At 61.6% G+C, this 26,154-nt stretch carries 26 protein-coding genes; 9 read left to right on the top strand and 17 right to left on the bottom strand.

Annotation, left to right across the window (positions count from 1 at the left end; all coding sequences use genetic code 11):
- Positions 1 to 7: 7 nt before the first annotated feature.
- On the top strand, positions 8 to 1,534 hold the full coding sequence (locus GK109_RS20285; RefSeq protein WP_157242252.1) for a recombinase family protein: 1,527 nt from the start codon (positions 8 to 10) through the stop codon (positions 1,532 to 1,534).
- Between the two features lie 156 nt (positions 1,535 to 1,690).
- Positions 1,691 to 1,828 (top strand): hypothetical protein, encoded by a 138-nt coding sequence (locus tag GK109_RS20280; RefSeq protein WP_157242251.1) that lies wholly within the window; start codon positions 1,691 to 1,693, stop codon positions 1,826 to 1,828.
- 34 nt (positions 1,829 to 1,862) lie between these two features.
- On the opposite strand, the gene GK109_RS20275 is transcribed toward GK109_RS20280, so the two are convergent.
- Genes GK109_RS20275 through GK109_RS20265 form a run of 3 tightly spaced genes read right to left on the bottom strand, consistent with a single transcriptional unit; the run spans position 1,863 to position 4,594 of the window.
- The gene (locus GK109_RS20275) at positions 1,863 to 2,033 is read right to left on the bottom strand and encodes a hypothetical protein (RefSeq protein WP_157242250.1); all 171 of its coding nucleotides are present in this window, start codon (positions 2,031 to 2,033) and stop codon (positions 1,863 to 1,865) included.
- A gap of 17 nt (positions 2,034 to 2,050) precedes the next feature.
- Positions 2,051 to 2,224, bottom strand: coding sequence for a hypothetical protein (locus GK109_RS20270; protein ID WP_157242249.1), 174 nt, complete (start codon positions 2,222 to 2,224; stop codon positions 2,051 to 2,053).
- Positions 2,225 to 2,281: 57 nt separating this feature from the next.
- Positions 2,282 to 4,594 carry a UvrD-helicase domain-containing protein gene (locus GK109_RS20265; RefSeq protein WP_197432517.1) on the bottom strand — a complete coding sequence of 771 codons (2,313 nt, stop codon included), beginning with the start codon at positions 4,592 to 4,594 and terminating at the stop codon, positions 2,282 to 2,284.
- Between the two features lie 165 nt (positions 4,595 to 4,759).
- On the opposite strand from GK109_RS20265, the gene GK109_RS22250 reads away from it, so the two are divergent.
- Positions 4,760 to 4,894 carry a hypothetical protein gene (locus GK109_RS22250; protein WP_255428782.1) on the top strand — a complete coding sequence of 45 codons (135 nt, stop codon included), beginning with the start codon at positions 4,760 to 4,762 and terminating at the stop codon, positions 4,892 to 4,894.
- Positions 4,895 to 5,080: 186 nt separating this feature from the next.
- Here GK109_RS22250 and GK109_RS22415 read toward each other — a convergent pair whose 3' ends face one another.
- Positions 5,081 to 5,395, bottom strand: coding sequence for a helix-turn-helix transcriptional regulator (locus GK109_RS22415; RefSeq protein WP_370460718.1), 315 nt, complete (start codon positions 5,393 to 5,395; stop codon positions 5,081 to 5,083).
- 95 nt (positions 5,396 to 5,490) lie between these two features.
- Between GK109_RS22415 and GK109_RS20255 the strand changes: the two genes are divergently transcribed.
- Positions 5,491 to 5,673, top strand: coding sequence for a hypothetical protein (locus GK109_RS20255; RefSeq protein ID WP_157242246.1), 183 nt, complete (start codon positions 5,491 to 5,493; stop codon positions 5,671 to 5,673).
- A gap of 91 nt (positions 5,674 to 5,764) precedes the next feature.
- Here the strand turns inward: GK109_RS20255 and GK109_RS20250 are convergent, their stop codons facing one another.
- Positions 5,765 to 6,052, bottom strand: a complete 288-nt coding sequence (locus GK109_RS20250; RefSeq protein ID WP_157242245.1) for a hypothetical protein — start codon at positions 6,050 to 6,052, stop codon at positions 5,765 to 5,767.
- A 35-nt stretch (positions 6,053 to 6,087) separates the two neighbouring features.
- Here GK109_RS20250 and GK109_RS20245 point away from each other — a divergent pair, with 35 nt between their 5' ends.
- Positions 6,088 to 8,025, top strand: a complete 1,938-nt coding sequence (locus tag GK109_RS20245) for a kelch motif-containing protein (protein WP_157242244.1) — start codon at positions 6,088 to 6,090, stop codon at positions 8,023 to 8,025.
- Between the two features lie 232 nt (positions 8,026 to 8,257).
- Here GK109_RS20245 and GK109_RS20240 read toward each other — a convergent pair whose 3' ends face one another.
- The 5 genes from GK109_RS20240 to GK109_RS20220 all read right to left on the bottom strand — a co-directional run bounded on the left by GK109_RS20240 (position 8,258) and on the right by GK109_RS20220 (position 11,231).
- The gene (locus GK109_RS20240; RefSeq protein ID WP_370460716.1) at positions 8,258 to 8,506 is read right to left on the bottom strand and encodes a helix-turn-helix domain-containing protein; all 249 of its coding nucleotides are present in this window, start codon (positions 8,504 to 8,506) and stop codon (positions 8,258 to 8,260) included.
- Between the two features lie 74 nt (positions 8,507 to 8,580).
- Positions 8,581 to 8,865 (bottom strand): hypothetical protein, encoded by a 285-nt coding sequence (locus GK109_RS20235; protein WP_157242243.1) that lies wholly within the window; start codon positions 8,863 to 8,865, stop codon positions 8,581 to 8,583.
- Positions 8,866 to 9,067: 202 nt separating this feature from the next.
- The gene (locus tag GK109_RS20230) at positions 9,068 to 9,361 is read right to left on the bottom strand and encodes a hypothetical protein (protein WP_157242242.1); all 294 of its coding nucleotides are present in this window, start codon (positions 9,359 to 9,361) and stop codon (positions 9,068 to 9,070) included.
- Positions 9,362 to 9,369: 8 nt separating this feature from the next.
- A complete protein-coding gene (locus GK109_RS20225; protein ID WP_370460715.1) occupies positions 9,370 to 10,173 on the bottom strand; it encodes a GIY-YIG nuclease family protein in 804 nt (267 codons plus the stop codon).
- Between the two features lie 263 nt (positions 10,174 to 10,436).
- Positions 10,437 to 11,231, bottom strand: a complete 795-nt coding sequence (locus tag GK109_RS20220) for a hypothetical protein (RefSeq protein ID WP_157242241.1) — start codon at positions 11,229 to 11,231, stop codon at positions 10,437 to 10,439.
- A 214-nt stretch (positions 11,232 to 11,445) separates the two neighbouring features.
- Between GK109_RS20220 and GK109_RS20215 the strand changes: the two genes are divergently transcribed.
- On the top strand, positions 11,446 to 12,321 hold the full coding sequence (locus GK109_RS20215; protein WP_157242240.1) for a hypothetical protein: 876 nt from the start codon (positions 11,446 to 11,448) through the stop codon (positions 12,319 to 12,321).
- Positions 12,322 to 12,646: 325 nt separating this feature from the next.
- Here the strand turns inward: GK109_RS20215 and GK109_RS20210 are convergent, their stop codons facing one another.
- Positions 12,647 to 12,988 (bottom strand): hypothetical protein, encoded by a 342-nt coding sequence (locus GK109_RS20210; RefSeq protein ID WP_157242239.1) that lies wholly within the window; start codon positions 12,986 to 12,988, stop codon positions 12,647 to 12,649.
- 345 nt (positions 12,989 to 13,333) lie between these two features.
- On the bottom strand, positions 13,334 to 13,636 hold the full coding sequence (locus tag GK109_RS20205) for a hypothetical protein (RefSeq protein ID WP_157242238.1): 303 nt from the start codon (positions 13,634 to 13,636) through the stop codon (positions 13,334 to 13,336).
- Positions 13,637 to 13,815: 179 nt separating this feature from the next.
- Between GK109_RS20205 and GK109_RS20200 the strand changes: the two genes are divergently transcribed.
- Positions 13,816 to 17,070, top strand: a complete 3,255-nt coding sequence (locus tag GK109_RS20200; protein ID WP_157242237.1) for a hypothetical protein — start codon at positions 13,816 to 13,818, stop codon at positions 17,068 to 17,070.
- A gap of 53 nt (positions 17,071 to 17,123) precedes the next feature.
- Here GK109_RS20200 and GK109_RS20195 read toward each other — a convergent pair whose 3' ends face one another.
- Entirely contained in the window at positions 17,124 to 20,198 is a 3,075-nt protein-coding gene (locus tag GK109_RS20195; RefSeq protein WP_157242236.1) for a hypothetical protein, read from the bottom strand.
- Between the two features lie 88 nt (positions 20,199 to 20,286).
- Positions 20,287 to 20,814, bottom strand: coding sequence for a hypothetical protein (locus tag GK109_RS20190; RefSeq protein WP_157242235.1), 528 nt, complete (start codon positions 20,812 to 20,814; stop codon positions 20,287 to 20,289).
- Between the two features lie 755 nt (positions 20,815 to 21,569).
- On the opposite strand from GK109_RS20190, the gene GK109_RS20185 reads away from it, so the two are divergent.
- Both GK109_RS20185 and GK109_RS20180 read left to right on the top strand, forming a co-directional pair.
- Positions 21,570 to 22,454, top strand: coding sequence for a hypothetical protein (locus GK109_RS20185; RefSeq protein WP_157242234.1), 885 nt, complete (start codon positions 21,570 to 21,572; stop codon positions 22,452 to 22,454).
- Positions 22,451 to 22,897 carry a hypothetical protein gene (locus tag GK109_RS20180; protein ID WP_157242233.1) on the top strand — a complete coding sequence of 149 codons (447 nt, stop codon included), beginning with the start codon at positions 22,451 to 22,453 and terminating at the stop codon, positions 22,895 to 22,897. The genes GK109_RS20185 and GK109_RS20180 overlap by 4 nt, the downstream gene beginning before the upstream one ends.
- Positions 22,898 to 23,165: 268 nt before the next feature.
- Here GK109_RS20180 and GK109_RS20175 read toward each other — a convergent pair whose 3' ends face one another.
- The 3 genes from GK109_RS20175 to GK109_RS20165 form a co-directional block, all read right to left on the bottom strand.
- Positions 23,166 to 24,188, bottom strand: coding sequence for a hypothetical protein (locus tag GK109_RS20175; protein ID WP_157242232.1), 1,023 nt, complete (start codon positions 24,186 to 24,188; stop codon positions 23,166 to 23,168).
- 103 nt (positions 24,189 to 24,291) lie between these two features.
- Complete coding sequence (locus tag GK109_RS20170; RefSeq protein ID WP_231754898.1) at positions 24,292 to 24,975, bottom strand: nuclease-related domain-containing protein; 684 nt, start codon at positions 24,973 to 24,975, stop codon at positions 24,292 to 24,294.
- Between the two features lie 323 nt (positions 24,976 to 25,298).
- The gene (locus tag GK109_RS20165; RefSeq protein ID WP_157242230.1) at positions 25,299 to 26,147 is read right to left on the bottom strand and encodes a hypothetical protein; all 849 of its coding nucleotides are present in this window, start codon (positions 26,145 to 26,147) and stop codon (positions 25,299 to 25,301) included.
- Between the last annotated feature and the right edge of the window lie 7 nt (positions 26,148 to 26,154).

The raw sequence follows: 26,154 nt of genomic DNA, 5'->3' as shown, positions 1-26,154 counted from the left end.
TGGGTGCATGATCGACCTCGCGAACGTCACCGTCAGGGAGTACCTGCGTGTTTCCCAGGACCGCTCCGGCATCGGCAAGAGCCCAGACCAACAGCATGACGAGATGGAGCGCGAGTGCCGAGCGCGGAGCTGGCGGCTACACCCGGTTCCATATCGGGATGACAACCGCAGCGCGAGTCGTTACGCCCGCAAGACCCGTGAGGGCTTCCTTGACCTCATGGCCGACCTCAAAACGGGGACCTTCGGTGCCGATCTGCTGGGCATCTGGGAGTCTTCCCGAGGATCCAGACGCACGAGCGAGTGGTTGGAACTCATCGATCTGTGCATGGAACGGGACGTCAAGATCTGGGTTCTCACCCACGGCCGTGTCTACGACCCGAACAACGCTCGCGACCGCCGAAGCTTGCGCGAGGACGCCTCCGACGCTGAGTACGAGAGCGACAAGTCGTCCGAACGACTGCTTCGCGACGTCAGAGCCAATGCCGAGAAGGGTCGCCCACACGGCAAGCAGATCTACGGATACCAGCGGATCTATGACCAGGAAACGCGGCAGCTGATCGAGGTCATCCCTCATCCCGAGCAAGCACCGATCGTCAAGGAGTCCGCGCGGCGGGTGCTGGCCGGTGAGACGTTCTACATGATCGCCAAGGATTTCAACCGCCGCTCCATCCCGCCGCGTCGGAAGGCATACCGACAGCAGCGCCAGAACCTGGGATGGACGGCTGTCGCGATCAAGCAGATGTTGGGGATGCCTGCCTATGCCGGGCTGCGGCAGCATCAGGGTGAGATCCTTGGCAATGCAATTTGGCCGCCGCTCATCGACGAGACTGCGTGGCGGAAGCTGCAGGTGCTCATGAACCCTGAGTGGAGAAAGCAGACGAACGTCTGGCCAGCGAAGCACTTACTTTCGGGAATAGCAGTCTGCGGCGTGTGTGGAGCGGGCACTCGAATCGGCAAGCAGAATAAGGGCCGGAAGCAGTCGGACGAAGACGGCAATCTCCTCCCTCGCCAGCACTACAACACCTACCTTTGCGTCGGCGTGCCCGGCAGGACCGGTTTTCATGTTGCGATGAAGGAGACGCACCTCGATGCCGTCGTGATTGAGCTCGTGCTTGCGTGGATCGAAAGGCCCGACTTCATGGCCCGCATCGGGCAGCAGGATCGGGACGTCGATTCTGAGCGCAAGGCGCTCCTGGACGAGATCGCGGATCACAAACAGTGGCTCGAGCAGGTGCACGCCGAGGCCGAGCGCCGCAGGGACCTCAGCTACCTCACGCGTCAAGAGGACATCGTGCAGCCGAAGATCGACGCGGCCGAGGCCAAACTGCTGCTGCTGGCCGACGTCGATCCGGTGGTGCTGGAGCTGGCCCGCTCGGGTCGTGTCCGTGAGATTTGGTCGGAGCGAGAGGAGGCCGGCGACCTGGACTGGTGTCGCCATGTCATCCGCGCGGTGGCCACCCCCAAGATCATGAGGGCCGCAAAGAGAGGCACCCGCGGCGTGGACCCTGACAGGGTGGTGATGGACTGGCGTTGACAATTCCCGACTGGTTCACGAGTCATTTGCCTTTCGACTCGTCTATCAAATATCATTCAAGTCATGAGTACAAAGGCGAGCGAGAGAGCCGCATTGCTGCGAGGCGTTCGCGTCGCGAGCACTGGCGAGTCGTTCGCCGAGTGGTGCAAACGGACGGTGGCAGAGGCCCCCGCGCCCACTGACGTCCAGATCATGAAGCTGATAGGGCTGTTCACTCAGGCACTGGACAAACCAGTCGTTGTCATGGAGCGCGATTACTGGCAACTCGACGATGACGACCGCGTGGCAGCCTGAGACGAGTCCGCAGTGACTCGACTCGGCAGTCGAGTCAGTTCTCTTCGAAAGGCAGGCTGACCTGTTCATCGCCGGGATCAATGGGCGATCCCGGTGGAGCCGCTGTTGGGTGATCCTGGTACAAAGCGTCAGACGCATGTTCGTCGTAGGCGTTGGATAGACCCGTGCCAGTGGTCCCGAGGACTTGCTCCCAGTTGAATGCCATGTACACGACTTTATCGTTCAGCTGTACTCATGGAGGATCCTGGCGACACGAGCGTTGAGCTCGTCCGCCCGGCTGAAGATCCCGGTTTCTTCTTCCGGACTGATGTGCCTGGCGGGAGGGGCCGGAACAGGCCCGGTTTGCGGGAAGTCGACGACAGGGGCCACGGCGAACGGCACGAGCTGCTCCCCCACAGCGCCATGGCTGCCGTTCGCCGTTGATGCGCCTGGAGGTTCTGCAGCACCCCGAGCCTAAGCAGCAGCGAGTTTCATCGTTCCGTTACAGATCGGGTACCCGGTGCAGCCGAAGAACTGCCCGTAGCGTCCATTGCGTTCCTTCATGGCGCGCTTCTTGCATTTCGGGCAGACCACCGGGGTGATGTCATCGCCTTTGGCGGACCGGATCTTGAGGATTCGGTCTCGAACCAGTTCGAGGAGGAATACTGATTCTGCGCCGCTGCGGGTGACCAGGAGCGCGGAATGCCGCGCGCGGGTTAGAGCGACGTAGAACAGGCGTCGTTCCTCGGCGAACGGGTAGGGATCCGGTGCGGCCATGGCCAGCTGCAGGAGTCGATCGTCCTCGATGGTGCTCGGGAAACCGCTCCTCTCAAGGCCGAGGACGACCACGTAGTCGGCTTCTTTTCCCTTCGAGGCGTGCACGGTGTTGAACTGGACGGTCAGATTGGCATACTCCTCGTCCAAGGCTGAGGTCACATCGTCCTTGGACCGGGTGTATCGGCCGAGCAGCAGGGCCGTTGCCGGCCCAGTGAGCTCTGCATCAAGGTTCATGAGGTGTTGTCGAACGGCCGATCCGTAGTGGCTGCGGTCCCGCACGCTGACTGCGAGTATGGTCTCGTCAGTATCCGGCGCTGAAGATTGAACGCTCTTGGATATCTGAACGGGGTTCTTCATCACGAACCCGCCGGCAGCGTCGCACAGGGACTGCGGGGACCGGAAAGTGCGGTCCAGCCAAATCGTTGATCCCGCGCCAAACCAGTCATCGAAGCGGGTCATCACGCTGAGGTCTGAGCCCGCGAATCTGTTGATGGACTGCCAGTCGTCGCCGACTGCGTACAGGTAGGTGTCGGGTGCCTTCAGCAGCGCCCGCACCAACGCCGCTCGCGCAGCGCTGGTGTCCTGCATCTCATCTACCATGACAACGCGATACGGGCTGGTCCACCGGCCGGATTCGACGTGATCGGTGGCAAGGTTCAGCATGTCCTCGAAGTCAATCTGGCCCGCGGCTCGGAGTTGCCGGTCCCATTCGGCAAGGATGACGCCGTACAGGCGAGTGAAGAGCCTGGCCCGCAAGGTCCGGTCGGCCCGTTGTGCGAGTGTGTCAGGGTCGAGGCGGTTGCCCTTCGCGTGGGCCATGAAGGACCGCATCAGCGCCACCATCGCCTGGTCGGTGATCGGAGGCTCCCCGACCGCTTCCCGGTACGGGTCTTCCTTGAGCTGGATTCCGTGCCTGCGGAGCTCCTGTTCGAGATGGTCGAACCCGGACCCGTCCCGGATGGTCGCCGATGTCGTCTCGATCAACCGGGTACTGAAACGCGTGTGGGTCTGACGCCGCCACGCCATGCTCTCGGCATACCCGTCGAAGTGGGGCGGCGGGGTGCCATCGGGGCCGAGCGCCCAGTGCTCATGCCACACATCGATGTCCGGGTAGTAGAAGTCGGGCTGGTACTGACGGTGGTGCGCGTCCGCGACATCGTGCGCGTACGGCCGCTCGTACTCATACCGGACCCCGTTCAGGAAGAGCCAGTTGGCAATCATTACCTCTTCCTGGCTCTTCACGACCTCCCCGGCGAGAGTTCCAAATCCGTTATTGCCGGTGTTCCGGTCCGACCTCTCAGGATCAGCTTCATCCCCGAGGTCCGGCAGCTGCCGGCCGAAGACGAGCCGGAAGAGGTCCCAGTCCCGCCGAAAGGCCGGGTCCTGGTCGCGGAGGACGTCCACGATCCTCGCGAGCCGCCCGATGCCATTGTCCGTGGCAAGGTCGTCGGGGAGGGACGGCTTGCGGCCAGTGGCCTCGCCAACGACGCGCAACCCGAAGGCATGAAACGTGCTCGACGCTACCCCGGCACCATCGTCGCCGAGGCGGGAGACGAGCCGGTCCGAAAGTTCACCGGCTGCCTTCTTATTGAAGGCGAGAGCGAGGATCTCAGCTGGTTGTGCGATGCCGCGCCGTATCGCGTACCCGGCGCGTGCAACCATCGTCGAAGTCTTCCCGGAGCCCGCGGCAGCGATCACGCGCACCCGGTTATCGAAGCAGACGGTCGCCCTTGTCTGCTCGTCTGTCAGTGGGGATTTCTCAACCGTGCGGAAGAAGTCCGCCAATTCTTTCTTCTCCCACTCCAGGAATGCTTCGTTCCGCTGAGCTGCCCACGCAGGTAAGTCAGTGGTACAGCAAGCCTCGACCGCGGCACGCTGGTCCTCGCGTTTGTCCCTGGGAAGCCCGGAGAGCCTCGGATCGCTGTCGGCAGCCAACCACACAGCGACGTCTGGACGGGAGCCCTCGAGCGAGGCGATCGTGTCCTGGTCCGCCCATCTGGCTCGGTTCATCACATCTTGTACCTGGGACCACCACAGGCGGGCTGCCTCGCCCTGCTCCTCAGCCCTTGAGAGCAAAGCTATGAGATGTCGCCGTTCTTCTAGCTCAGAGCGGTACGCAGCAGAGACTTCCCGCACCGCGCGGCGAGGGAGCCCGGTAAGTACGGTTTCTGTTCGGTGGGTGAGAGTGATGACGATCCGTCTAGAGCCTTCATCGACGGCGAGCCCGTGGATGTCCAGTACATCGACCGCGAGCTCTTGTGGAATTCCGCGGACATGGAGACTGCCCTCGCCGATCGACAGCACCCATGACCCTGCGCCCATGAACATTCGAGCCCACCAGCCTGGCTTCCATTCCGTCATGCTCCCCCCAATAAATGCTCTATAACCGGCCATTGGCCGCCTTCACACGGTATCAGCGGGAATTGCCGGCTTCGTTGCGGTCGATCTACAACCAGCAATTCCCGCTCCTCTTCCCAAGTTCCACATTCGGTCGTCCTATTGACGGGGGATTTGTTGGCCACGCAGGCTTTGAACGACGAAAGCGCGAAGTTGGTCGCGGGAACTGGTGCCGGATTTCTTCATGACTTTCGATAGGTGGTTCTCGACCGTTCCTGCGCTGATTCCAAGACGGACAGCGATCTCCTGGCTGCTTTGGTTCGCTGCTAGGGCGGAGATTTCTTTCTCGCGGGATGTTGCTGACCTATCCAATGCACCGTTCTTCAGTGGCAGTTGAGCGCACGGAATGAGTTCTTCGCACAGGGATCGGTGGCTTAAGAAGTCACTTCCCGAGACGCGCCTAGCGAGACGCACTCTCTGAGACCCGATCCATCGAGGGATCAGATTACGGACGCTTGGGGGCCAAGGTTTCCTCTGATACGACCCCGCCACGTCTTACACTCAGAGTCGTGGCTACATATAGACCTGCCGAACTCGCCCGGGAAATGGGCTATACCGATGAGCACCGACCAGGGAAAGTCGTCCGGGATTATCTCCGAAAGAAATACCCGGACCACCCCAAGTACCAGCGTTGGGTGCTAGATGAAGCCCAGGCCGCCGACGTGCGTGCCAACGTCCCTCGAAAGCGGTGACTATCCGCGCCCGGTAGCCGGCCCTACCTCGGAGCTTCACTCAGCTCAGCGGCTTTCCTAGGCCACCCAAGCCCCGGTGCCCTTGGTGTTCTCATTCCGCTGCAGGGAACCCGGGTTCGGCGGATCCCGGCGAACCCGGATGGCTCCAGCGACAGATCTTGACGCCGGCACTGGGCAGGAGGTCCTCTTCGTCGTCCTCTGCTTGCGGGGTCTGGGTGACCTTGCGTGCGTTCTTCTTGGCCAACTTGGCGGCTTCGCGGTCAGCCAGCGCCTGGGCCTTGGTGTCCGGAGCCGCAGCACCATGTTCTCGGCCTTGTTCACATCCGAACAGTTGCGTCCATAAGGGGAGGGCGAATACTAGGAAACCGCGAACTCCCATTGACGTTTTGTCGCGCAGAGCCAAGACTCATTCCCATGGCATGGCTAGATGGCGCAGTTAATGGAATGGTGTCTCGGCTGATGCAAGCGGGATTCACTCCGGACGAAGCATTCTGCCTGGCACAGGCGGCGTACATTAAGGAGCGCAAACGCGCTGCTGGCGTTCCCCGGGCTGTCTTGGAGCGACAACAGGTCTCATTTGAAATCAATCAGACCTTGAAACGATTGGACCCGTTTCCGACGGGACCCGAGGCGCACCGCCAACGGATCATCCTGTGGGAGAAAGTCTTTGGCCGCGGATCATGGCACGAGCCCATCGATCCTGACGAAATCTACGGCCCGGAACACGGCGGCCCTGCGGAGACGATTCTGGACAGTTTTATGGCCAACAAAATCGCCGCAGACGCCGCCTTTACAAAGCTTTATCACGTTATCTCAGCAGAAGGTGACCAACCGTCGCCCCTGGACGATCTGAGGCGTGGCTTTCAAGCTCTGGCAGGAGGGAACTCCCTGGCCTGTAAGTTCCAGATAGAGGGATCAACGGATGTTCAGAGCGGCCTTATTGCATGCACCAAAGAAAAGGTCGGCCTCTTTTCCATGCAGAGTCTGACAACAAGCGGGGATCCGTTGCCCGGCGACAGAATCCTGAACTTCTCCTCGATCAGAAACGTGGGGTACACAGTAGTCCCGGGGGCAGTCACGATAGCGAACCTCGCGCATTTCACCGGTTTTGAACTACCCAATCTGGCGATGAGGATCGTCTTCGATAACGATGAAGTGTGGGACCTGGGCTTCTCCGTCAAGCAGATGGGCGGCTATGACTCTACGCCGTACGTGAACTTCGTGAGGGGGCTTCACGAGGACTACCAAAATTGGCAAGCAGCGAGTATGCCGGCCAGCGTTCCGGAAGCTGGTTCTGTCGATAAGACCGTTGGCCTGGCGAGTATGAATACTCCCCGTGTCGATCACACGGCCACGCTGCTGCCCGACGGCACCGTCCTTGTCGTTGGAGGAGAGGACAGCGGAATCCATGTTGTGAGTAGTTCCGAGCTGTACAATCCAACAACCGGGTTGTGGCAGAGCATTGCCAGCATGGATATCGCTCGTGGGGTGCATACCGCCACGCTGCTGCCCAACGAAATGGTCCTTGTCGCCGGCGGATTCACCGACGGCTGGAACGAGGTGTCGAGTGCAGAGCTGTACGACCCCGTACGGGGAACCTGGTTAGAGACCGCGAGCCTTTCAATTGTCCGGGCCGGACACAGCGCCACGCTGCTGCCCGACGGTAAAGTCCTTGTCGCTGGAGGATCCTCCAAGGGCGGGCCCTCTGTGGCTAGCGCTGAGCTGTACGACCCAGCAACCGAAACTTGGTCAACCACCGCGAGGATGGTAGCTGCCCGATCCGGCCACACAGCCACGTTGTTGCCTAATGGTACTGTCCTCGTCTGTGGTGGTTGCGCCGACTTCAACACGCAATACTCGGCTGAGCTCTTTGACCCAGCGACCGGAATGTGGTCACTGGCCGCGAGCATGCCCGTTGCCCGGGACGGCCACGCAGCCACGCTACTCCCCAGCGGTGCCGTCCTAGTGTCGGGTGGTCGTGGGGTCGGACGTGCCGACAAGGGTCCGGTCGCCGCTTGTCAGGTTTACGATCCTGGGACCGGGGCCTGGTCAATGACGGCGAGCATGGCAGTTGGCCGGTCAGGCCACAATGCTGCTCTGATGCCCGACGGTACGGTCCTAGTCTCGGGTGGAACGACTGCGGGAACAACGGGACAATCTGGCTCCCACGACGGTGTTGGAAGCTCCGAAGTGTTCGACCCTGAGACGGGCGTATGGTCACTATTGGCTGGTGTGGGCGGCACCCGTCGTGACCACACGGCGACACTGCTACCCAATGGCACTGTACTGATTGCGGGCGGCATGGATGGAGACAGCCGGAAAAGTCTGGCCAGCGTTGATATTTACGGATAGGACACGTCAGGAACAATTCGAATCTATCCATCACTATTTAGGCTCCGGCTGTCGCCCACGGTAACTAATGGGACGCGGCCTTCCCAGCACGGGTACTTTTCCAAATTCAGGAGGAGTTCTTGCGATCGAGCCCCCTGCCGGGCCGAGGAATGGCCGTCCGCGCATCTGTCCCAAAAGCGGTCAAGACGAGCGGTCCACGCGGCTCCAACCCTGCCCCTTGGAAACCACTGATTCAGGCGTCGGGCTCTCCGTCGTCAACGATCTCGCCGGCGTCTATCCGTTCGGCAGTGCGCCTGTACGCCTCGGCAATGTAGTCCTCCAGGTCCTTGACGCCGATACGCCACATGCCCCGGCCGCCGACCTGAATGGCGCGAAGCTCACCTGTCTTCAGCAGTGCCCGGATCTGGCTGTGGGACACGTTGAGTTCCTCGGCTGCCTGCTCGATGGTCAGAAATCGGTGCTTCTTGGGTTCTTCGGTCACCGGTTCATCCTATGTGCGGGCAGCGGCCTAAAGTCCGTTGAATCCCGCACCCACCGGCCGGACGCTCACGCTCGCTACAGCCCGCCGCCGCCCTTCCACTCTTCAGGCTTCACCCGCTTGATGCTCGACGAATGCGCCCAACCCACGTGGTATTTGCCGGATGAGTCGAGCCATTCAATCAGGCCATAGTTCCGGGTCCAGCCCACAGCTTTGCCGTAGATGCCGCTCACGTAGACCAGGGGCCGGCCATACTTCGGGAACTCTCTGATGGGAGCCGGGTCATCAATCGGTCGGCTCTCTTCCGCTTGGATCCGGGCGAACATACGCTCAGAGTCCTCAGGAGTACCTCGCTTGATCACGGCTTGATTATAGAACATATGTTCGATTATCTTCGACTGTGAGCCCATCAGATCAGAACCATCGGGTCTATGCAGACATAGGGGCACGACGCAATGAATGGCGAAGCGCCCCAATTAGGCGTTCCCTGGTATCACGCCAGGTCGGAAATGTCGCGAAGTAGCCAACCGGAAGAAGCTCAACGGTGGGTAGCTGCGGGCAAGCCTAAGCCTGAAGCGGCTCGTCGCAGGCTTTACAGGCCTTCCGGCCGCCAACACCGGTCTCCTCGACGACCAGCAGCCGTTTGGGGTTGTCGTCCCAGACATTGCCCACTGAGTTGCACCAGGCCGGGTGGTAGACCTTTCCGGAGCTCACCACGTAAACCTGGCCAGGGCCCACTTTGGGTGAGCCATCGCTGCGGCGGGACGCTGGTTCGATCGCATGCAGCTCCCCCAGTTCTTTGGACTCCTGCTTGGCTTTTGCTGCCGCCTGCCAGGCGCGGCGTGGACGTGGTGTCATTGCTCGATTCAGTTTCTGTTGAGGCCGAATTGTCGTGTCATCAGCGCGTCCTTGTAGTGAGACTCCGCTGAATCCACCTCTGTAGAGGGTGTGCTGGGTCCGAACACGCGAAGAAGGCTGAAGACAAAGTGCCGGGCGTGGTCTGTCTTGGTCGTTTCTCCGGCTGCACTGTCGTAGGCAAGTTCACGAAGTGCGACGTTCCCGCCGTGGCCGTCGCGAGCGTAGCTCGTCCACCGTCCGAGAATGCGCTCAGCACCGTCCGCCTTTCCAACGTATTGCTTGCCGTTGGTGGAGTCAGTGATGAGGTAGATGCCCTGCACTTCCTTCAAGGCAGTGCGCCAATCGGCGTAGCGGGGGCTCTCTACCATTTCGCAAAGTCGGTGGTAGGTGAGCAACACCCCGTCGAATCCTGGGAACGGTTCCTTGTCTCGGTCTGCGATCTCCAGTACGGGCAGGTTCGCGGCACTCGTGGCACGCCGGTGCCAGTTCCGCGGACTGTCCCATTCGATCACGAGCCGGTCATTCAGAGGTGCCAGGAAATCCGAGATGCGCAGGTCGAAGAACCGGTTCACCTCAGTACGCTCTGCGATCATCTCGCCATGGTTCTCGAAGGTGCCCCACAACCGGGAGCGGCGTTTGCCGTCGGCGATGAGGATCACCCAGAAACGGGGAGGTTCCGTGGGGAATTGCCGTGGTGAGAGACCCTGCTCCCTGGTGTAAGCGAGGACCAGTTCCTCCGTCAGGTCTTCGGGACCACGCAGGCCGGTCGGGTCGCCGGGCCTGAAGGCATGGCGGATCAGCAATACATCCACCAGCCGGACCGGCCGGGTCGCAGTCTGCGCCCATGCCAGTCAGTACATGACCGAGAGTGAGGGACGCGCGCGAAGCCGGCATCGCAGAAATCGTTGTTTCCGCAGGTACGTCGAGAGCAAGATCAGACACGGAAACACCTTATGTCACGAGCCGGGCGCGGCGGCTGTAGCGGCACATGGCTAGGTCGCCTGCGGGTTATGTTGCCTTCAGTAAGCGGGCCGCTGGTGCCCCACCTATTGAAGGTCCTTTCCAAGCGGTGAAGCTAGGTCAACCTGTGAACCAGGAAGTAGATGGCAGCCGTAATGGCGTGGAAACGAAATTCGGCTTCGGCCTCGTTTGTAAGACCTGGGTGGGCCCCTTGACCGTGACTAATCTTCCAAAGACCCAGAAAGTAATTGTGCTCACCGTCTTGGAAGTATTTCTTACCGTTCAAAACATCAATGGCATCACCACCCTGGTTGGTGGCCTTCCAGCCTGTAGCGCGCGACGTGAGCTTCAACAGTGTTTCTTCCAGCGCCGTACGCAGCTGACTGTTGGAGGCTTCCAGGTTACCCGCCTTGAAGTTGTCGAAAGCTTGGGCATAGTGATTGGCTGCAACTGCAAGATTGTGCTTCGTGAGTAGATCTTCAAGTTGGCCGGCCTGGGAGGTCACTGGGATTTCATCCGCGCCGAGAGGGCCAAGTCGCCAGGTGTAGCGGGTTTCGGGCGCGGACCACTCATATTGCTTGAACTCACCGGCGTCAGCATGCAGTGAAAGCCCGGCAGAGCGAAGCTCGTCGATCAGTTCATCCAGCCACTCCGGGCGCTCTATCTCTGCAAAATCGTTGCAGAGCTTTACAGTCAGCTTTCGGAGTGCTTTCTCTTTAGCTTCAGATGGCGCTTTCTTGATGGCGGCCGTAAGGCGTTTCTCCTTGTTGATGCTGCGCCCATCAGCCGACTGATCGCCGGGGTCATAGACACTCAGCCCGACGCTCATCAGTAGAGTCCCAATTGTCGAGTGCGTGTAGCCCTGGGACGCACCGATGATAATCGCTGTTGCCTCTTCTGGATATGTCATTATCCAAAACTAGCCATACCGGTCCCACGAACATAGACGAACTGTGACGTCAATATAGATGACTTGCCGGATGGCACTCATTCGGTGGCAGCCAGGAAGGCGCTGGCCGAGGGGCTCCCGCCTATCGCCCCGGAAGCGTTGGCCCACGGGCAGGTAAGGGCCTAGGCCACCGCTTTGGTGTTTGCGGCGGCCACGGCGTGAGAGCATCCATGGTATGGCGAAGTCAAAGAAGCGACCTGGTCCGGAGCTATGGTCCGAGGCACTGATGTGGGTCGAGGCGGCCGAGATGCAGTGCGTCCGGTTCGAGCGCCTAGTGCGCGAGAACGAACTGGCGCGAGAGGACGCGTACCGCCGTCACGACTGCGCGGTGCGCCCGTGGATGCGGGGCATAGGTGACCCTCCGATCCTTGTCCCGACAGTGGCCCTCGGGTGGCAGCAGCAGGCCGAGCTCTCGTTCCTGCTGGTGGCAACCCAGCACGTGCAGACTGCCGAGGCTAGCCTCCCAAAGGAGCACCGGCCAAAGACTGTGCTCGACGAGGAACGGATCCTGTTCCTGCTGCGGGACCTGAGTGAGCACCGCGAGGATGCCGAAGGACGGGCGCGGCGGGAGCTGCTGGAATCACAGCACTCTGCGATGCTTCGGGAGATCCACGAGATGCTCGCGATGCGGCGGGGCGGCAAGCACGAGCTGGAAGCACTTCGGGTGAAGTTGGAGGCCTACCCGCCCTCGCTGTTTGAGTTGCCAATGCCCGACGACGAGGAGGTCTGGCTGGCGGGCATCCCTCTCACGCGGATCAGGGTGTGGCTCATCGACGCGCGGTGGTGCTTCCGTCGTGCGCTGGCGGAGGCGGGTGTGGTGGCACCGGAGCCGCTTGCATCCACGGTCCCGGGCGACGACATCCATGACTGGCCTGCGCTGCGGCTGAGGTACCGGGCATGGGAGCTTGAGTGGCAGGGCGAGGAGGAGCTGTCCGGGGACGAGCAGCGCGCGCAGGAGATCATGGATGAGATGGACCCCGTCGTCGAGAGCCTTCTTGCCGAGCACCTGGCTGAGCAGGAGGCCAAGGGCGAGAGGGAGTCGGGGTTGTGAGCGGGTCCCGGAAGGACGCCGTCGGTCAGCCGTTCCCAGGAGGAGTCCGGCTTTGAGGTCCTGGCGCTGAGAATGAACCCACACTCTAAGCGGACAATTCTTGTCATCGCTAGGGCCACGCATACTCGACATCCATCCAGGGCGGTTGTTGCGGACGTTCTGACACGTCCCTCATCTCTTCGCGGCGTCTAAACGCCGGGTCAGGCAAAGTCCAGCTGCGGCGCAGCGTTATAGACGCTGAAGCGCGTCGCGCCGCCCGGCTCTCTGTAGCCCACCGCGGCGACGCCTCAACGCCGCAAAGACGTCGCCGCTTTGATAGATGCGCCTAAGTAGCGATGAGATCCGAGTCGATACCGAGGCTCGAGAGGTCGATCAGTAACCGCCAATAGACGTCGGACTCGTAGAACCCCTCGGCATCGCTGTTCCCCTGAGCCGGGTCGATCTTGTACATATCGGTGACGTTGTAAGAGATTACGTATCCCGCTTGTGGATCACTCCACTCGACGCGGACCTCCATGGTCGCCGTGTCGATGTCGTAGTTGTCATTCCCGTGATTCTTGGCGATGTATTCGAAGGAATACGAGAAGGTGTAGCTGTCCTCTTTCTTCAGCGACTTCAGATAATCCTCCTCGTTCTCAAAACCGTGATTGTCGAGCTCAGTCCACATGGGCGGTCCTCTCCTTGGTTTGCACGATCGGCGGAAATTCCGAGCCTGATGCAAAATCTTACGTCCGCAACCAGTGCAGCACCCCTAAGCTCCCTCTGCGCTCTCCTACGAGAGCAGCGTCGGCGTGGTGCGGAGCGATCATGGAAGATCAACGGCGCACCTCAACCCTTCATGCCAGCCAGTGCCTCGTAAGCCGACTGAAACTCCGCCGTCACGTCCATCCCATTGCGGCGCGCCCGAACCATCGGAAGTCTCGGACCACGGGCGTGAGGGCTGACGAGATTCCGGAGCTCTTCGCCCGTAAACTCCCGCGCCCAATCCAACGCGTTCGTTTCCCGGTCGAATCTAATGCACAGAGCGAGATCGATGTCGAGCCGAGTCGAACTGGAACATGCGGTCCACTCCCCTCGGCAACGTACGCGTCTTCACCTGGATCTTGCGACCCAGCGCGTCAGCTAGGTCGTACGCCTTTGTCCCGGGGGGCGCGAGGACACCACCGTAGACCGCCTTCGCCAGAGCTTCGCCGACCTCACCTTGAATACTGCCGGATGTGCGGGAGACACCGCGACGAATAATCTCCTGTCCGATGCGCGCTTGCAGTTGGAGCAGCTCAGAAAGAGTAAGTGCGCTCAAGTCAGGAATCGTCACGGGATCATCATAGAGTCATGGGTAGATCAGCATCACGGTCGACCGGGGAAGTCTGTGCTCGGACGACGCAAGACTTCGGCAGCCTGATCTTCTCGTGTCGTAGGGCCCACGTACGCTAAGGGCATGAACCAACGACCAAGTTTCTTTGAGCGTGACCAGAGTTGAGTCTCACTGATCACTTGAAGGATTCCGGCTCACCGGTGCGGGCCTACCTTGAGCGGGTCTCACCGCGCCTTGAAGCTTCGGCCGGCAGCACCGGTGGCGCGCGGATCGCCGCCGGCGAACTTGGCCTCCCCGCGCTCGTTGACGCTTATGTCGTTATCCCGCGGGCCGCCGGGGTTGACGGCACCCTGTCAGGCACGGCCTTTGATTTTCGTGCACGCATCGAACTCGGTGATTTCAATCCGCGGGAATCAGCAGCTGCTGCAGGTATAGCCCGGGCAGCCGAATACGCTTCCTGGGTCGAGAATGGTCACCATCGGGTTGCGGTGCTCGCTGAGTCGTTTGACGTCGCGCAGGCGTTGCTGCGCCATCCGGCGAATGACACTGATCTTGACCGGGCCTCAGTCCTTCTTGCCCATTGCGAGCGGGTCCTGCGGTCCGGGGCACGCGCGCTGAGCGGCGGAACCGGGAAGCTGCTGGACAATGCCAGCGACGGATCCTCGTTCGCTGACCAGATCAGCCCGATGATGGTGGCCGACATCGGATCTCTCGTCGAGGCCAGCCGGATGCAACTCGAGGAATGGCGCGGCGAGATCGTAGAGGGAACAGATTTTGCGTCGAATCCCGGGTTCGCAGGGTCGGAGCTCGTGGGCGGCGCGGACGCTGATTGGATCATCGGCGACACTCTGATCGACTGCAAGGTGTACAACCGGCTCAGCGTGTCCGAGCTACGCGGCTTCCTGTTGCAGCTCCTCGGGTACGTCATGCTCGACCTCGACGACCGTTTCGGCATCCGTCAGGTCGGGATCTGGCTCCCACGTCAGGGATTGATGCCGATGTGGAGCCTCACGCGGCTGCTTTCCGGGGACCCGGAGTTGCTCCTCCCCTCCTTGCGGGAAGGCTTTGTGCGCGCGACCGGAAACCAGCAGATCGCGCTCAAGGAGCCAGTGCCCGAGCGCCATAGACACCAGATTCTCGCCGAGAATCGACACACGCCTTTTGAGATGCTTAACAAACTGGCCCTGAATGAGGACCCGCGCATCCGGAGCCGGGTCGGGCGCAACACTGTCACACCAGAGGAAACAGTGCGCGCCCTTGCCGGGGATCGCGCCTGGAGTGTCCGCAAAGGCGTCGCGATAAACGAAGCGGCACCTGGTGATGTCCTGCTGACTCTTGCGCGCGATAAGAGCGTCGCGGTCCGGCGCGCTGTCGCCGCTAATCCAAGCACGCAGCATGAGGTTATCAAGGCCCTGGCGTCGGATCCGGACGTCAGCGTGCGGTGGACGGCGCGTTCGAACGACGGAGCCGTCGTCCTGTTGTCTCAGCCAGGAGCGCCCCCTTCCGGCGTGCCAGCTCAGGCGGCCACGATCATGCGCATCGACCCTGCCCCTGTCAGCCCGGCGTCGGACGTAACGTGGCTCTGCAACTTCATCATGATGGTCAACGGCGCATCCCAGATGGGGGGAACACGGCTGCCGGTCCCGGACGCAAGCTGGCGTTGGGGCATGCTGGCGAAACGCCGCCTTGATGTGCCTGCATGGCTCCGGGCAGGACTGCCGGATGACATCGCATCGGACCTCATGGGCAACGACCGTCCGGAAAAGCTGCGGCGGGCGGCGGCCTGGCAGCGACCCATTGATGATCACGGGATACGTGACGCCCTCCTGCAGGACCCTGACCCTGCCATCCGATGGCGCGCATTCTGCCGGACGGTGCACCAGGTCGACGCCCGCCTCGCCCCCTTGCTTACTGAACTCGGGACCTCACGAGACGCGCGGCTGCGGTTCCGCACACACGGATCCAGCGACTACAAGTACATGGATCGTCAGGATCGGGCACGATACAACGACGAAGTGCTGCAGGTTCTCGCCTCGCACCGGTCCACTCCCCCTGACGTGCTGGCACATCTGCTTGCCAGCCCTTCGCCGGCCATCCGCGCGCAGCTGGTTGCGAACCCGACGCTCAGCACCGAGGACCGAAACATACTCATCGAGAAGATGTTCAAGAGCCGAGATGCAGGTTCACGGGTGTTCCTTACGGAGCTTGATGACCTTCCGCTCGACGTGCTCGTGCGACTGGCCGCAGATAACGACTTCGACGTCCGTCGCGCCGTCGCAGGGCACGAGCGGCTCCCCCAGAGCACTATGGTTGCCCTTGCTGCTGACCCGGGGTGGGAGGTGCGTCTGGAGGTTCTTCAGAACCCGAGCAGGCCAACAGAGCTCATCGCAGATACGGCGGCCTCAGTTTTGCGTGACGCGCCGGACTGGCGTCTTCCTGGTGTGCTCGCCGCGGTCATCGATCTGGCGTCTTCGGAAGTCCCGAAGGGCACGATCGAGGAAGCTCTGGTCCGCCTGTCCAAGAGCCGTCTTCGAGACCCCGACGTCCGCCAGGCTGCAGCCAGCCACCAGCGAACACCGCCCGCTGTCCTGGCCAGGCTCGCCCGCGTCGCGGACAGCGGCATCCGCGCGGCCGTCGCGGCAAACCCTCGCACGCCGGCCGACGCTCTGGAGGCGCTCTCGACGGACCCGGACGAGTACGTCCGAACACGGGTTTCAGGGAATGAGTCGACCCCGCCGGCGGCGATCATTGCACTATCGCATGATGCGTCGCCCAAGGCGCGTCAGGGAATAGCGGCACGGGTCAGCCTCGCTCCTGACGTGCTGGAGCGGCTGCTGAATGACGAATCACAAGAGGTGCGGGAAATTGCATTAGCGAATCCTGGAGCACGAGAGGTGTTCCACCGCTGGGGTGAATCGTTCGATGATGCCGTTGCCGAATTCAACCAGCAACAAGCCCCGACACCGACGAACCGCGCCCTGCTCCTTGAAATGGCTGCGAACAGCCGGGCCCAAGTGCGGCTGCTGGTGGCCTTTGACCCGAACGCAGACGCGGACATCCTCTCCTTCCTCGGCGGAGAACGACGAAGCACGCACGTGCGACGAGCCGTGGCTGCGAATCCCCACTCGCCGGCAAACCTGCTCGCTTCCCTCGCTGAAGACAGCGACGAGCTTGTTCTTCAGGCAGTCGCCTTCAATGGCGCTACGCCTGCCGGTGTACTTCTTGATCTGGCGGCACGCAGCGTCGACCTGGCATTGCTCGTTGCACTGAATCCTGACACGCCCGATGAAGTTCTGGACGTGCTGACGAACGATGCCGAGCCGCTGGTCCGGTTCGTGGCGAACGGCATGAGCACAAGGCGGCTCGCGTCGATTTCTGCAGGCACATCACGAGCGTCGCTCCCAACAGTCGGCCACCCGCACAGCTGTCAGTAGCTGGCGGGCTGAACAGGGTCTGGCCGGAACAGGAGACGCATCCGACAGGAAGATCAGCGCGGCGTCGTGAAGATCGGGGCATGGTCAACGTCGTCGTCCCAATAGTTGAAGCGACCGCCCAGGAGTCCCAGGAACGATCGCGGGTCCACGCGGTTGAGGCGCACCTCCAGTCCCCACTGACGTACGGTCGTCAGCGCGGCGTTCGCGAGGTGAAACCACATCGCGTCCTCAGTAAAAATCTTCAGCGGCGGCTTCGGGTCCTCCACCCCCTCCTCCATCTGCATGAGGGAACGGAATCGTTCGACGTCGGCCTTGGTGATGGATGTGGACATGTTCAGACCCAGATGCTTTGCGCGTCCATTAACCACGATGTTGACGACCGCGAGGAGAATGTGCCAGTCCTTCCACCCTTCGGCGCTCAGCGATGCCACGAGTTCCATGAAAGCCGGGTCCCCAGCAAGCCGCGGAAGCGTCAGCCGCACTGGTGGCAGCATCGTCTCATATCGTGCGGCGATCGCATCAAGGGACGCGGCATGGTCATAGGCCGACGCATGTTCCGGAAGCCTCCTGCGCAGTCCGGTGGCGGGCTTGGGTGACCGCGGCCTGTCGGCTCCGACGAGACCCTCTGACAATCCGCTGATCTCGTCGTAGAACGAGTCTTTGTGAACGTCGACGAGGTCATCGTAGGGACGCACGCAGGTCAGCATGTGCGGAAGACCGCGTTCGAAGGTCCGCTCCGTCACGGCGATGAATGCCGGCTGCCCGAGGAGCGACTGGGTGACGATCGCCTGGAGCGCCGCGGAGGTGACCTCCAGCTGGTCCGCTTCGGGTGCCAAGGCTCCCGAACGGGAGAGGATCACCTGATGCCCGACTGCGCCACGGCCGCGCTCCGACTCCGCGGTGAACACCGATCCCGGCTTGACGGGCCGATCCCAGACTTTGACCTCGACACGGATCTCACCTGGCACGAGAAGGAGGTCCTCGCCGGCGAGGTCAGCGAGGGTGATCTGCACGGCAGCCACGAATCTCTCGGCCGCGAGCACATGGGCCCGATCGTTCGGGGCGGTCACGACCCACACGTTGCCGAGCGCGGCCCAGCTGTACTCGCGCACCGGGCCGGCATCGGAGAAGGGCCGCCCAAGGCCACCACGGTCCGCCGCGTCGGCGGTCTCATCCTCTCCCTGCGGCTCGATGTGCGCGACCGAAGCCAGCATCGGAGCAACGAGCTCGTCGAGCTGGGTGGACTGAACCACGGGTTTGATGGCCGGCAATAGTCCGGGGCGAAGCGAAGATGCGGCCCGCAGGATGTGGCACTGGTCGACCAGCATGTCCATGAAGTACGGATAGCGCTCGAAGCTCCACAGATCACCCGCCAGCTCCGCCTGTGCCCAGATCCCGATCCTGAACGTTTGGGTGGCGGTTAGCCACTGGCCGGCCTGGTGCTCGTACGTCGCAGTCAAGATGATGCCCCTGGCCACAAGGACGGCGAGATCGGGGCCGCCGCTCACTCTTGCGACCGATACCGCGCTCATCGCGTACTGCTTCGCGGCCAGCGGGAGCCCGAGGTCGCTGTATACGGCCGACGCGAGGAGCATCATGATGGCCGCACCCTCCGCAGCGTCGCCGTTGAGCCAGCTGAACTTCGCGGAGTGAATCTCACGTAGGGCGTCTAAGGCCCGACCTGCTTGGAGCAGAGCTATGGCGCGGCTTTGTGCCCGCTCTCCGGCCGTAGCACGCCCCGAGCGCTCGATCGTCACGTCTTCCAGAGCTTGCCGCACCTTAAGATAGTCAGGGTGGTCGATCAGGGCGGGCGCTGTGAAATCGAAGATCGACATGAGCTCATCCAGCGGTACCATCGGAGCGTCCGGCAGGGCCCCCACGAGGTCGACCAAATGCCTCATGCCCGCGTCGAGGTCGCGCAGCTCCGCGTCGGACGGCACAGCCGGGAGCCCGCGTCCTTCGCGCTTCGCGGCGCTCAGTTCCTGGTGGATTTCCGACATCAACGGACCACGGCCGGAGACTCCGTCGAGCTCCTCCGGCGTGAAGCCCCGGGGACCGAGAGCGAGGATCGCGCCGGCTGTCAGCAGGCCCGCCTTCGCGTTCATCCCGGGCGCTGCGCGCAACTCGGCTTCGAGCACCCTCTCCAAGTCGCCGGTCCATGCTTCTGCTTCATCCGATGTGATGGTGGTCCCGCCGCGCGGCAGCGTCGCCTGCACGAGGCGGAGCAGGGTGATGGCGTCGACCAGCACGCCGGAGTCGGATGCCTGCGAGGCAAGCCGCCGGAAGTAGTCGCGGAGGATCCCGTCGACTGGCTTCAGTGTGTTGAGGCCGAACCCTGTTGCGAGGACGATTTCGTAGTCGATGCGGTTGAGCACACCGATGTTGCCAAGTGCTGCATCTCTCAGTGCCCGCGCCGATGCGAGCCAGTCGGACAGGTCGGCACGCGCCTCCGGATTCAGGCTGGAGAACCGAAGGCCTTCCCTCAGGTCGACGGCCTCGCCCATCGAGCCCGAGCGGTCTGAAGGCGTCCGCCAGCGACTGCGTTCCTCGATATACCAGTCAGGGAGCTCATCACGGGACTCTTCGCGCTTGGGCGCGAGGGAGGATGGCAGATGGAGGAAGTCGACGGCGAGGTAGAACAGGTCCGCACTGGCGATCTCGTTCGCGATGGCCTGCGCATCCCAGATCTGCAGTTCAATCGAATGCTGTTCGCGCGCGTGCGCCTGGAGCTCATGCCTCTTCGCCGTGTCGACAGGCGCGACGGTGAAATAGATGACACGCTCGACCGGCTCCCCCCTGCCGCAGATCTTTGCCAGATCGGACCGAATCTTGGACGGAACGTTGTCGCGCTGCGTAGTCACTGCAAGGACGACTGCGTCCTCCGTGGCGAGAGCAGTGAAGAGGGACGTGTCCGGCAGCTCCTTGGCCACGATGGTCCAGAAGCTCTCGGCGTCTCGCCCTCCGTCGCCGCCGGCTGAGACCGGGCCCGTCGCAGGCATGACGTTGCTGACGATACGACGGCGGGTCAGACCGAGGCACAGCTGCTCAAACGGGTGATGCGCGTTGGTCTCGCCGAGGGTCTCGAGGTGGAAGCGGATCTGCGTGGCGAGTTGGGTTGGAGAGGTCAAGGTCGAGGACTCCTGGATAGGTGAGGACTTCATCGTGCCATCTCTGGCGAGCATTGATTGCCCGCGCCTGGGGTTGCCGTCGGGCGGCTCATGCCCGTCGCCGGCCGACCCAGGCCAGGTGCCTCTCAGCGACCAGGCTCCCGCGCAGCCGACGGCCGCGCAGTACGCCCACCCGGGTGCGTCCTTCGACGAGCTGAAGACAGAGATCACCTGGATTGATCAGGTCCCGGTCGAGCACGATGGGCCAGCGCTTCCAGGTCCCGTGGACCGCCCAGCAGAGCCCCACGCCCATGTGCACGCCGTACTTGCGCACAGCGACCCAGTGGTCCGGGTTCTCTGCGAAACGCTCGATGACATCTCGGTCGGACCGCCCTGTCGGCATCACCATGAAATCGTCGACCGGCAAGTCTTCGACCTGCCAATCGATCTGGGTGAGATCGACCTCCCCGTAGTCATTCAGGAAGGAGACATTCTCGGCGTGGTCGAATACCCATTGCTCGAGAACATCATCTGGCCAGCGAAGCTGGCTAACCCTATCCATCTCTCGAAATTCCGCGAATCCGTACCCGTCCTCGCGGCATTGCCTGGCGAGCTGAGAGAAATCCGCAAGGTGCATGCGGCGATCCTTCATATCGTTCCAGGTCTATTAGGAGTCCAGCCGTCAACGTCATTGCTCAGGCCGTTCGCAGTACGCCGGATCTTTTCGTGCAGCCCGGCGCGATATCCTTCGCCGATTATCGGTGCCACGTGGTGGTTCTCCTAGATCTCAAGTGCACGATTCAAATGTGGTCAGCTATTGCTCTAAAGGTATCGTCCGGCACCGACATAGCGAGAGAAACGTGAGGTGCAATAAGAGCGCCTCCCACATTCACGGCTTTACCAGATGGGCCTTCTTCAATCGGGAAAGGCACGCTGCTGATCATAAAAAGACGCCGCCGGCCCTCCATCGACAAATCACGTGTCCCGACAGACGCCCTGCTGGAGCTGCATTGGCGTGGACGTCCCATTTTTTGCCATTTCTACGGTGTAGATTGCGTGGAATAGACAAATACTGAGTCTGTGATGGGACCTGGACTTGGGGGCTTCAAAGTGCACGTGATCATTGCGGGTGAACCGGTGTCGATAGACCGATCAGTCTTCGAAGATCTCTTGGAGAACTCTGTCGTTAACGGGCGGGCACCGTACCTCCACGCCCTCGAGAAGTCTAAGATCCAATACTCCGACCTCTTGGATCTTGCCCGAAAGGCCGAGGTTCCACACCCACTGTTCTTCGCTCCCCCGGCCGTGGTACGGACACAATTGCGCACAAAGAGTGAAAAGCTGCTGCAGGGAGTTGCACCAGAGACGTTCACGGTGAACACACGAACAACAGTGAAACTGCGCGATGTCGAGTTGATCGTGAAGGACCTCCTCCGCAAACAGGAACTGGCCCGAAAGCACGATCCCACGCTCGCGAAGAACAAGATCATTGGGCTGCTCCGCAGACCCCGTCCGACCGTGCGGGAAGACGCCGATGCGCTTATTAACGCCCTCGGGCTCGATCGTGACGCGATCCGTCAAGTTCGTAAGAAGGAAGACGCACTCGAACTGATCATCGAGCGGCTTGAAGCCAATCAGGTGCTCGTGTCCCGCAGCGTGCGGGGCTTCATGCCTCAACTCATCGAGGTGCGCTTTAGCGGGATGACCGTGCGCGACTCGAAGGTGCCGTACATCTTCCTGTCCGGCGGCGACCACGGGGACTTTCAGGAGCCGGCCGGGCGGCAGATTTTCACCCTCGTACTGATGGCGGTGCTCGTCGCACGCGGGATATTCGCGCCGGTCAGCTACGACGCGAACAGTGCCGCGCCTGACGCGGGCCGTGAGTACGACATCGTAGGCGAGATTCTCATGCCCGCGGCCGAGCTGCAAGGAATCACGCTCGAAGACCTCGACGACGTGAAGGCCGCGGCAGATCTGTTCAAAGTAACCCCGAGCGCAGTGACGGTCAGAGCGATGCGGCTCGGCAGGCTCACCGCCCTGACCGCGATCGGGTACCTGCACGAACTCGAGAAAGAGTTCCTGACCAGACAAAGGCCGAAACCGCGCCAGCCGAAGCCCGTCAACGCGATAAAGAAATACAGTGGCCGGGAGCTGACTACCCGGATGCTCCGTGCGGTCGATGAGCGGCGGCTCACCGCGCGGGAATTCTGCCGTGTGGTCTGTCTGAATCGGATCGGTACCGGCGAGATTGGCGAGTTGAAGGCAGTACTCCGATGAATGAGGAAATGTACCTGGTCGATAACAACGCCCTCTCACACTTGTCGCCGGCACAGCGAGCGAGTGAGTTCTTCCATACGCGGTGCCGGATCCCGTCCGAGGTTCTCCACGAAGCCGAAGGCTACCCCGATAGCGATGCGCTCAAGGCGGTTGAGTACGCGACTACGGCGAGCGTGCTGAGATTCCTCCGGACGGTCATGGCCACCGTGCCCGAGGACGACACCGCACTCGTGAACCTCTACGCAAACAAGGGCGCTGCCGACCCGATGCTCGTCGCCTGCGCAATGGACGCGATGCAAAAAACCGCATCGCTCCTCTTCGGGCCAACGTGGGTCATCGTGTCGAACGACAAGGCAGTTCGCGCGAAGGCCGCCGAACTCAGCGTCGAGTCGTGTACGCGAGAGGAGTTCGCCACCCGGACACAGGGCAGCTGGGATGTTTGAGCAGCACGTCCCGGGTTGCGGTGACCGCTTCGACGAGTTCCTGCGCCCGCTTTGTTCGCTTCACCAAGACCGGTTCGCCTACTTACGTCGGTCCAGGGTCTGTCCTCGCTTCTTCTGAACCGTGCTTGAATCCTCTGTTCCAACGCGCTTTCTGGAACTCACGGGTACAGAACCCTCCCCCGGCTCAGCGATCGGCTTCTAAAGCGGCCCGGGAATCACTTTTCCACTCGGCGACAACCGCAAGCTGTTGGGCGGCGGCCAATCACCACTATAAGTTGGCGTGGTCGAACTCAATTGATTCGATGAGCCTGTCGTAGGCTTCTTCGCCCAAGTCTTCCTCTGAGATTTCATAGCTGGAGGCGGGCAGGTGGCCTTCGCTTAGTTCGTCTGTTGCAAATAGTTCCAGCCTGCACACGTTGCATGCGTAGGTCTGGGGATGGAAGGTAAGTTTCCAGTCGACGCCGGCGAAGACTGGTTCATAGAGACCATTCCCGAGTGGTTCGACGTCCCAATCGGCTTCCGGATCACCCTCGACCCTGCCGAACAATCGTCCTTTGGAACCACATTCAGGACACGCCTGATCCAAGCCGTAGAAGCCGCTCCCGAAGTCCTCTGGATTGAGCAGTTCCGCAGCCTGCTCCTCAAGTTTGTCGGTGGTCTCCCGGAACAGGATCTCTCCAAGCCGAGCCTCTAGGGCATTGAGGTGATGGCGCGCACGTGCGCGTTTTGCGGCGACTCGGTGACCGGCTTCGGAAAGTTTTTCCTCCAGGAGAGAGCGTGCGGTCCAATAGTGGTCACCGTAGAAGATCTTGGGATCCTCCTTTAGTCGTTCCAGAAGCGGTTTGCATAGCGCCAAGGAGTCCAGCAGCACGTGTCTGGACTCGCTCGGGGACCCGACATGCATAGCCCCGTTGCGGATTTCCACCATGCGCCCGCATCTCTTCTTGTCGATTGGCAGCACGCCAAGAATTTGCTCCAGGCGTCGGAGCAGCACCGCGAGACTGATAGTTCGGAGACGAGGGTCCGAAATGTCAGGTTTGGTTGCCAGGCTAATAAGGGAGTGTTCTGCATCCTGGCTTAGTGGAACAATAAGGACCGGATTTGTCCGCCAAAGGGTCGCTTTGCCCAAGTGCTCGACAGCCAACGGCGCAAGCACGGCCACTTTCGCGTAATCGTCTTCCGCCCAGGCCTTAAGGGCATCGTCCATCCATCTGGACGCCGAATGCATCAAGGTCGCCACTGCCGGATGTATCTTGATCTCTGCTGCCGCTTGATCAGAGGGATTCGCCATTTGCGCAGTATCTCAGTATCAGGGCCCTGGATGGGAATTCATATGTACGCTGGCTGCCAATACTGCGCGGCGGTGGGCCTGTTATCCACTTCAGATGGAGATATCACGCAGACCTGAATCGGGAGGCTATCGCAACACGCACAGCCGCCACATCAACATCGCCGGCTCTCTCCTCTGCAAGCATTTTGGCCAGCCGTTTCGGCCAGAGTACGTGAACGGCACGAGTCGAAAACGCGCCCCCGATCAGGGGCCAATCCGCTTCGATGAAGCACAGCACCCCGGTAACTGGAACATCCCCGACGAGGTCGCGCACGACGTCGACCTGTTTGAGCACCCCGTCGACCAGTTTCGTGCAATCACGCCGGCCAACGACGAGCGTCTCGACGCGCGGGCGAAGGATGCCACCGTCGATCTTCAGTTCAGGCCGTCCCTTGTACCGCTTGGCGTCGATCACCCAGATTCCACCGGGAGTGATGGCGATGTGGTCGATATTGGCCTTCGAGCCGGGGATGCGTCGATCGTGGAGGACAGCCAGGCCATCAGCGGCCAGGGCATTTAGCCGAGCGCCGAGGCGTTCCTCACCGATCGCGCCTCGATCCCAGGACTTGGTGTGCTGCCGCTCGTCAGAGAGGGCGACTGCGAGGCCACCGAAGTGACCCCACTTCTCGCGGAGCTTTTCCTCATCCTTCGCCTTACGACGCTCATATTCGCGACGGGCGGACGACCCGGCTACTCCTGACTCATTGGCCGACGGCTCATCACCAGGTGGTTCCAGGTCGGGCGACATGATTTCCGTAGCCTCGGTGGCACACTCCACGCAGCGGACGGTCTTTGTCTCGCTCTCATAGATCGCTTCCGTCCCGGCCGGAAGAGATGCACCGCACCCCCGACACGCTCCGGCGTACCGGAGCCTCATTTGCTTCATGAGGATACGGGGTGGATCACCGACACGGACCCAGCCTGCTTGTAAATCACGGCGGTTAGACCGCGGATGCGCTTTGCCATGGCTCAATCCTCATGACGGTCGAAACAGCCTGGTCGTATGCGTCGGCGAGGACGACTCCGCTTGTGCCGAGGATGCTCTCCCAGTCAAATCCCATGGGCATGACTTTAGCCGAATTCCTTCAGTATCCGTGAGATGCGTGCGTTGAGCTCGTCTGCTCTGCTGAGGATCTCGGTCTCTTCTTCCGGACTGATGTGTCTGGCTGGCGGAACCGGAGCCGGCTCGGTCTGCGGGAACTCGACGACAGGGGCTTCTGCGATCATCACCATAGTATGTATGAGGATCGAGAGCGACGACGGGTGTATCGATTCGTACTGATCGAGATACCCCCATCGGTCGATGGCCGGCAGCAGGTTTGCCTGCTCAGGCCAGTCCAGCCAGTCGGGGCAAGGGTCTTCACGCTGGTGACGGTGTGTTTCGCTGCGTGCATCATCGCGTCGCCGCCCAAGAGCCTTGATGGCTCCCTGTGACCATTTGCTGTTCGTCCCGAGGATTTCGAGCCATGACCACACTGCACAGGCCGGGCAGGAGGCCGCATCGTCGGCACTGCCGATTTGTGGTCTCAGCTCCTGTAGTCGCCTGGGGTTGAGGCTGCGTGCCTTGCTCCGGTCAAGACCGAGTCCTCCGAGGTCGACAGGCGAAATTAGTACAGCTGCGAATACCAGCCGGCGCAACCGTAATCGTGAGATCCAGTCCAAGTCAGGGTTGTTGATCCGGGACGAGCCGCTGCGGATGAGCCGTGCGAGAGCTGTGTCGTGGTGTCGCAACTGAACCGGCCAAGCCGGAGCCCTGGATGTCTCGACTTTGGGCCGTATTGCATCCAGCACGATCCGGGAGGGTTGCGCCTGCTTGCGGAACCGGTCCAGTGTGGCTTGATCGCGACGCTCTGAAGGAGTTCCCGTGGCCGCGCACCAGTCGACCCAGAGGCCTGGCGTGGGGTGCAAGACTTGGTTCATCCCGATT

Origin of the sequence: Pseudarthrobacter sp. GA104, assembly GCF_009741265.1 — a bacterium.
Classification (GTDB): domain Bacteria; phylum Actinomycetota; class Actinomycetes; order Actinomycetales; family Micrococcaceae; genus Arthrobacter.
The sequence above is the reverse complement of the archived record's forward strand: the minus strand, read 5'-3'. Positions and strand labels throughout refer to the sequence as shown.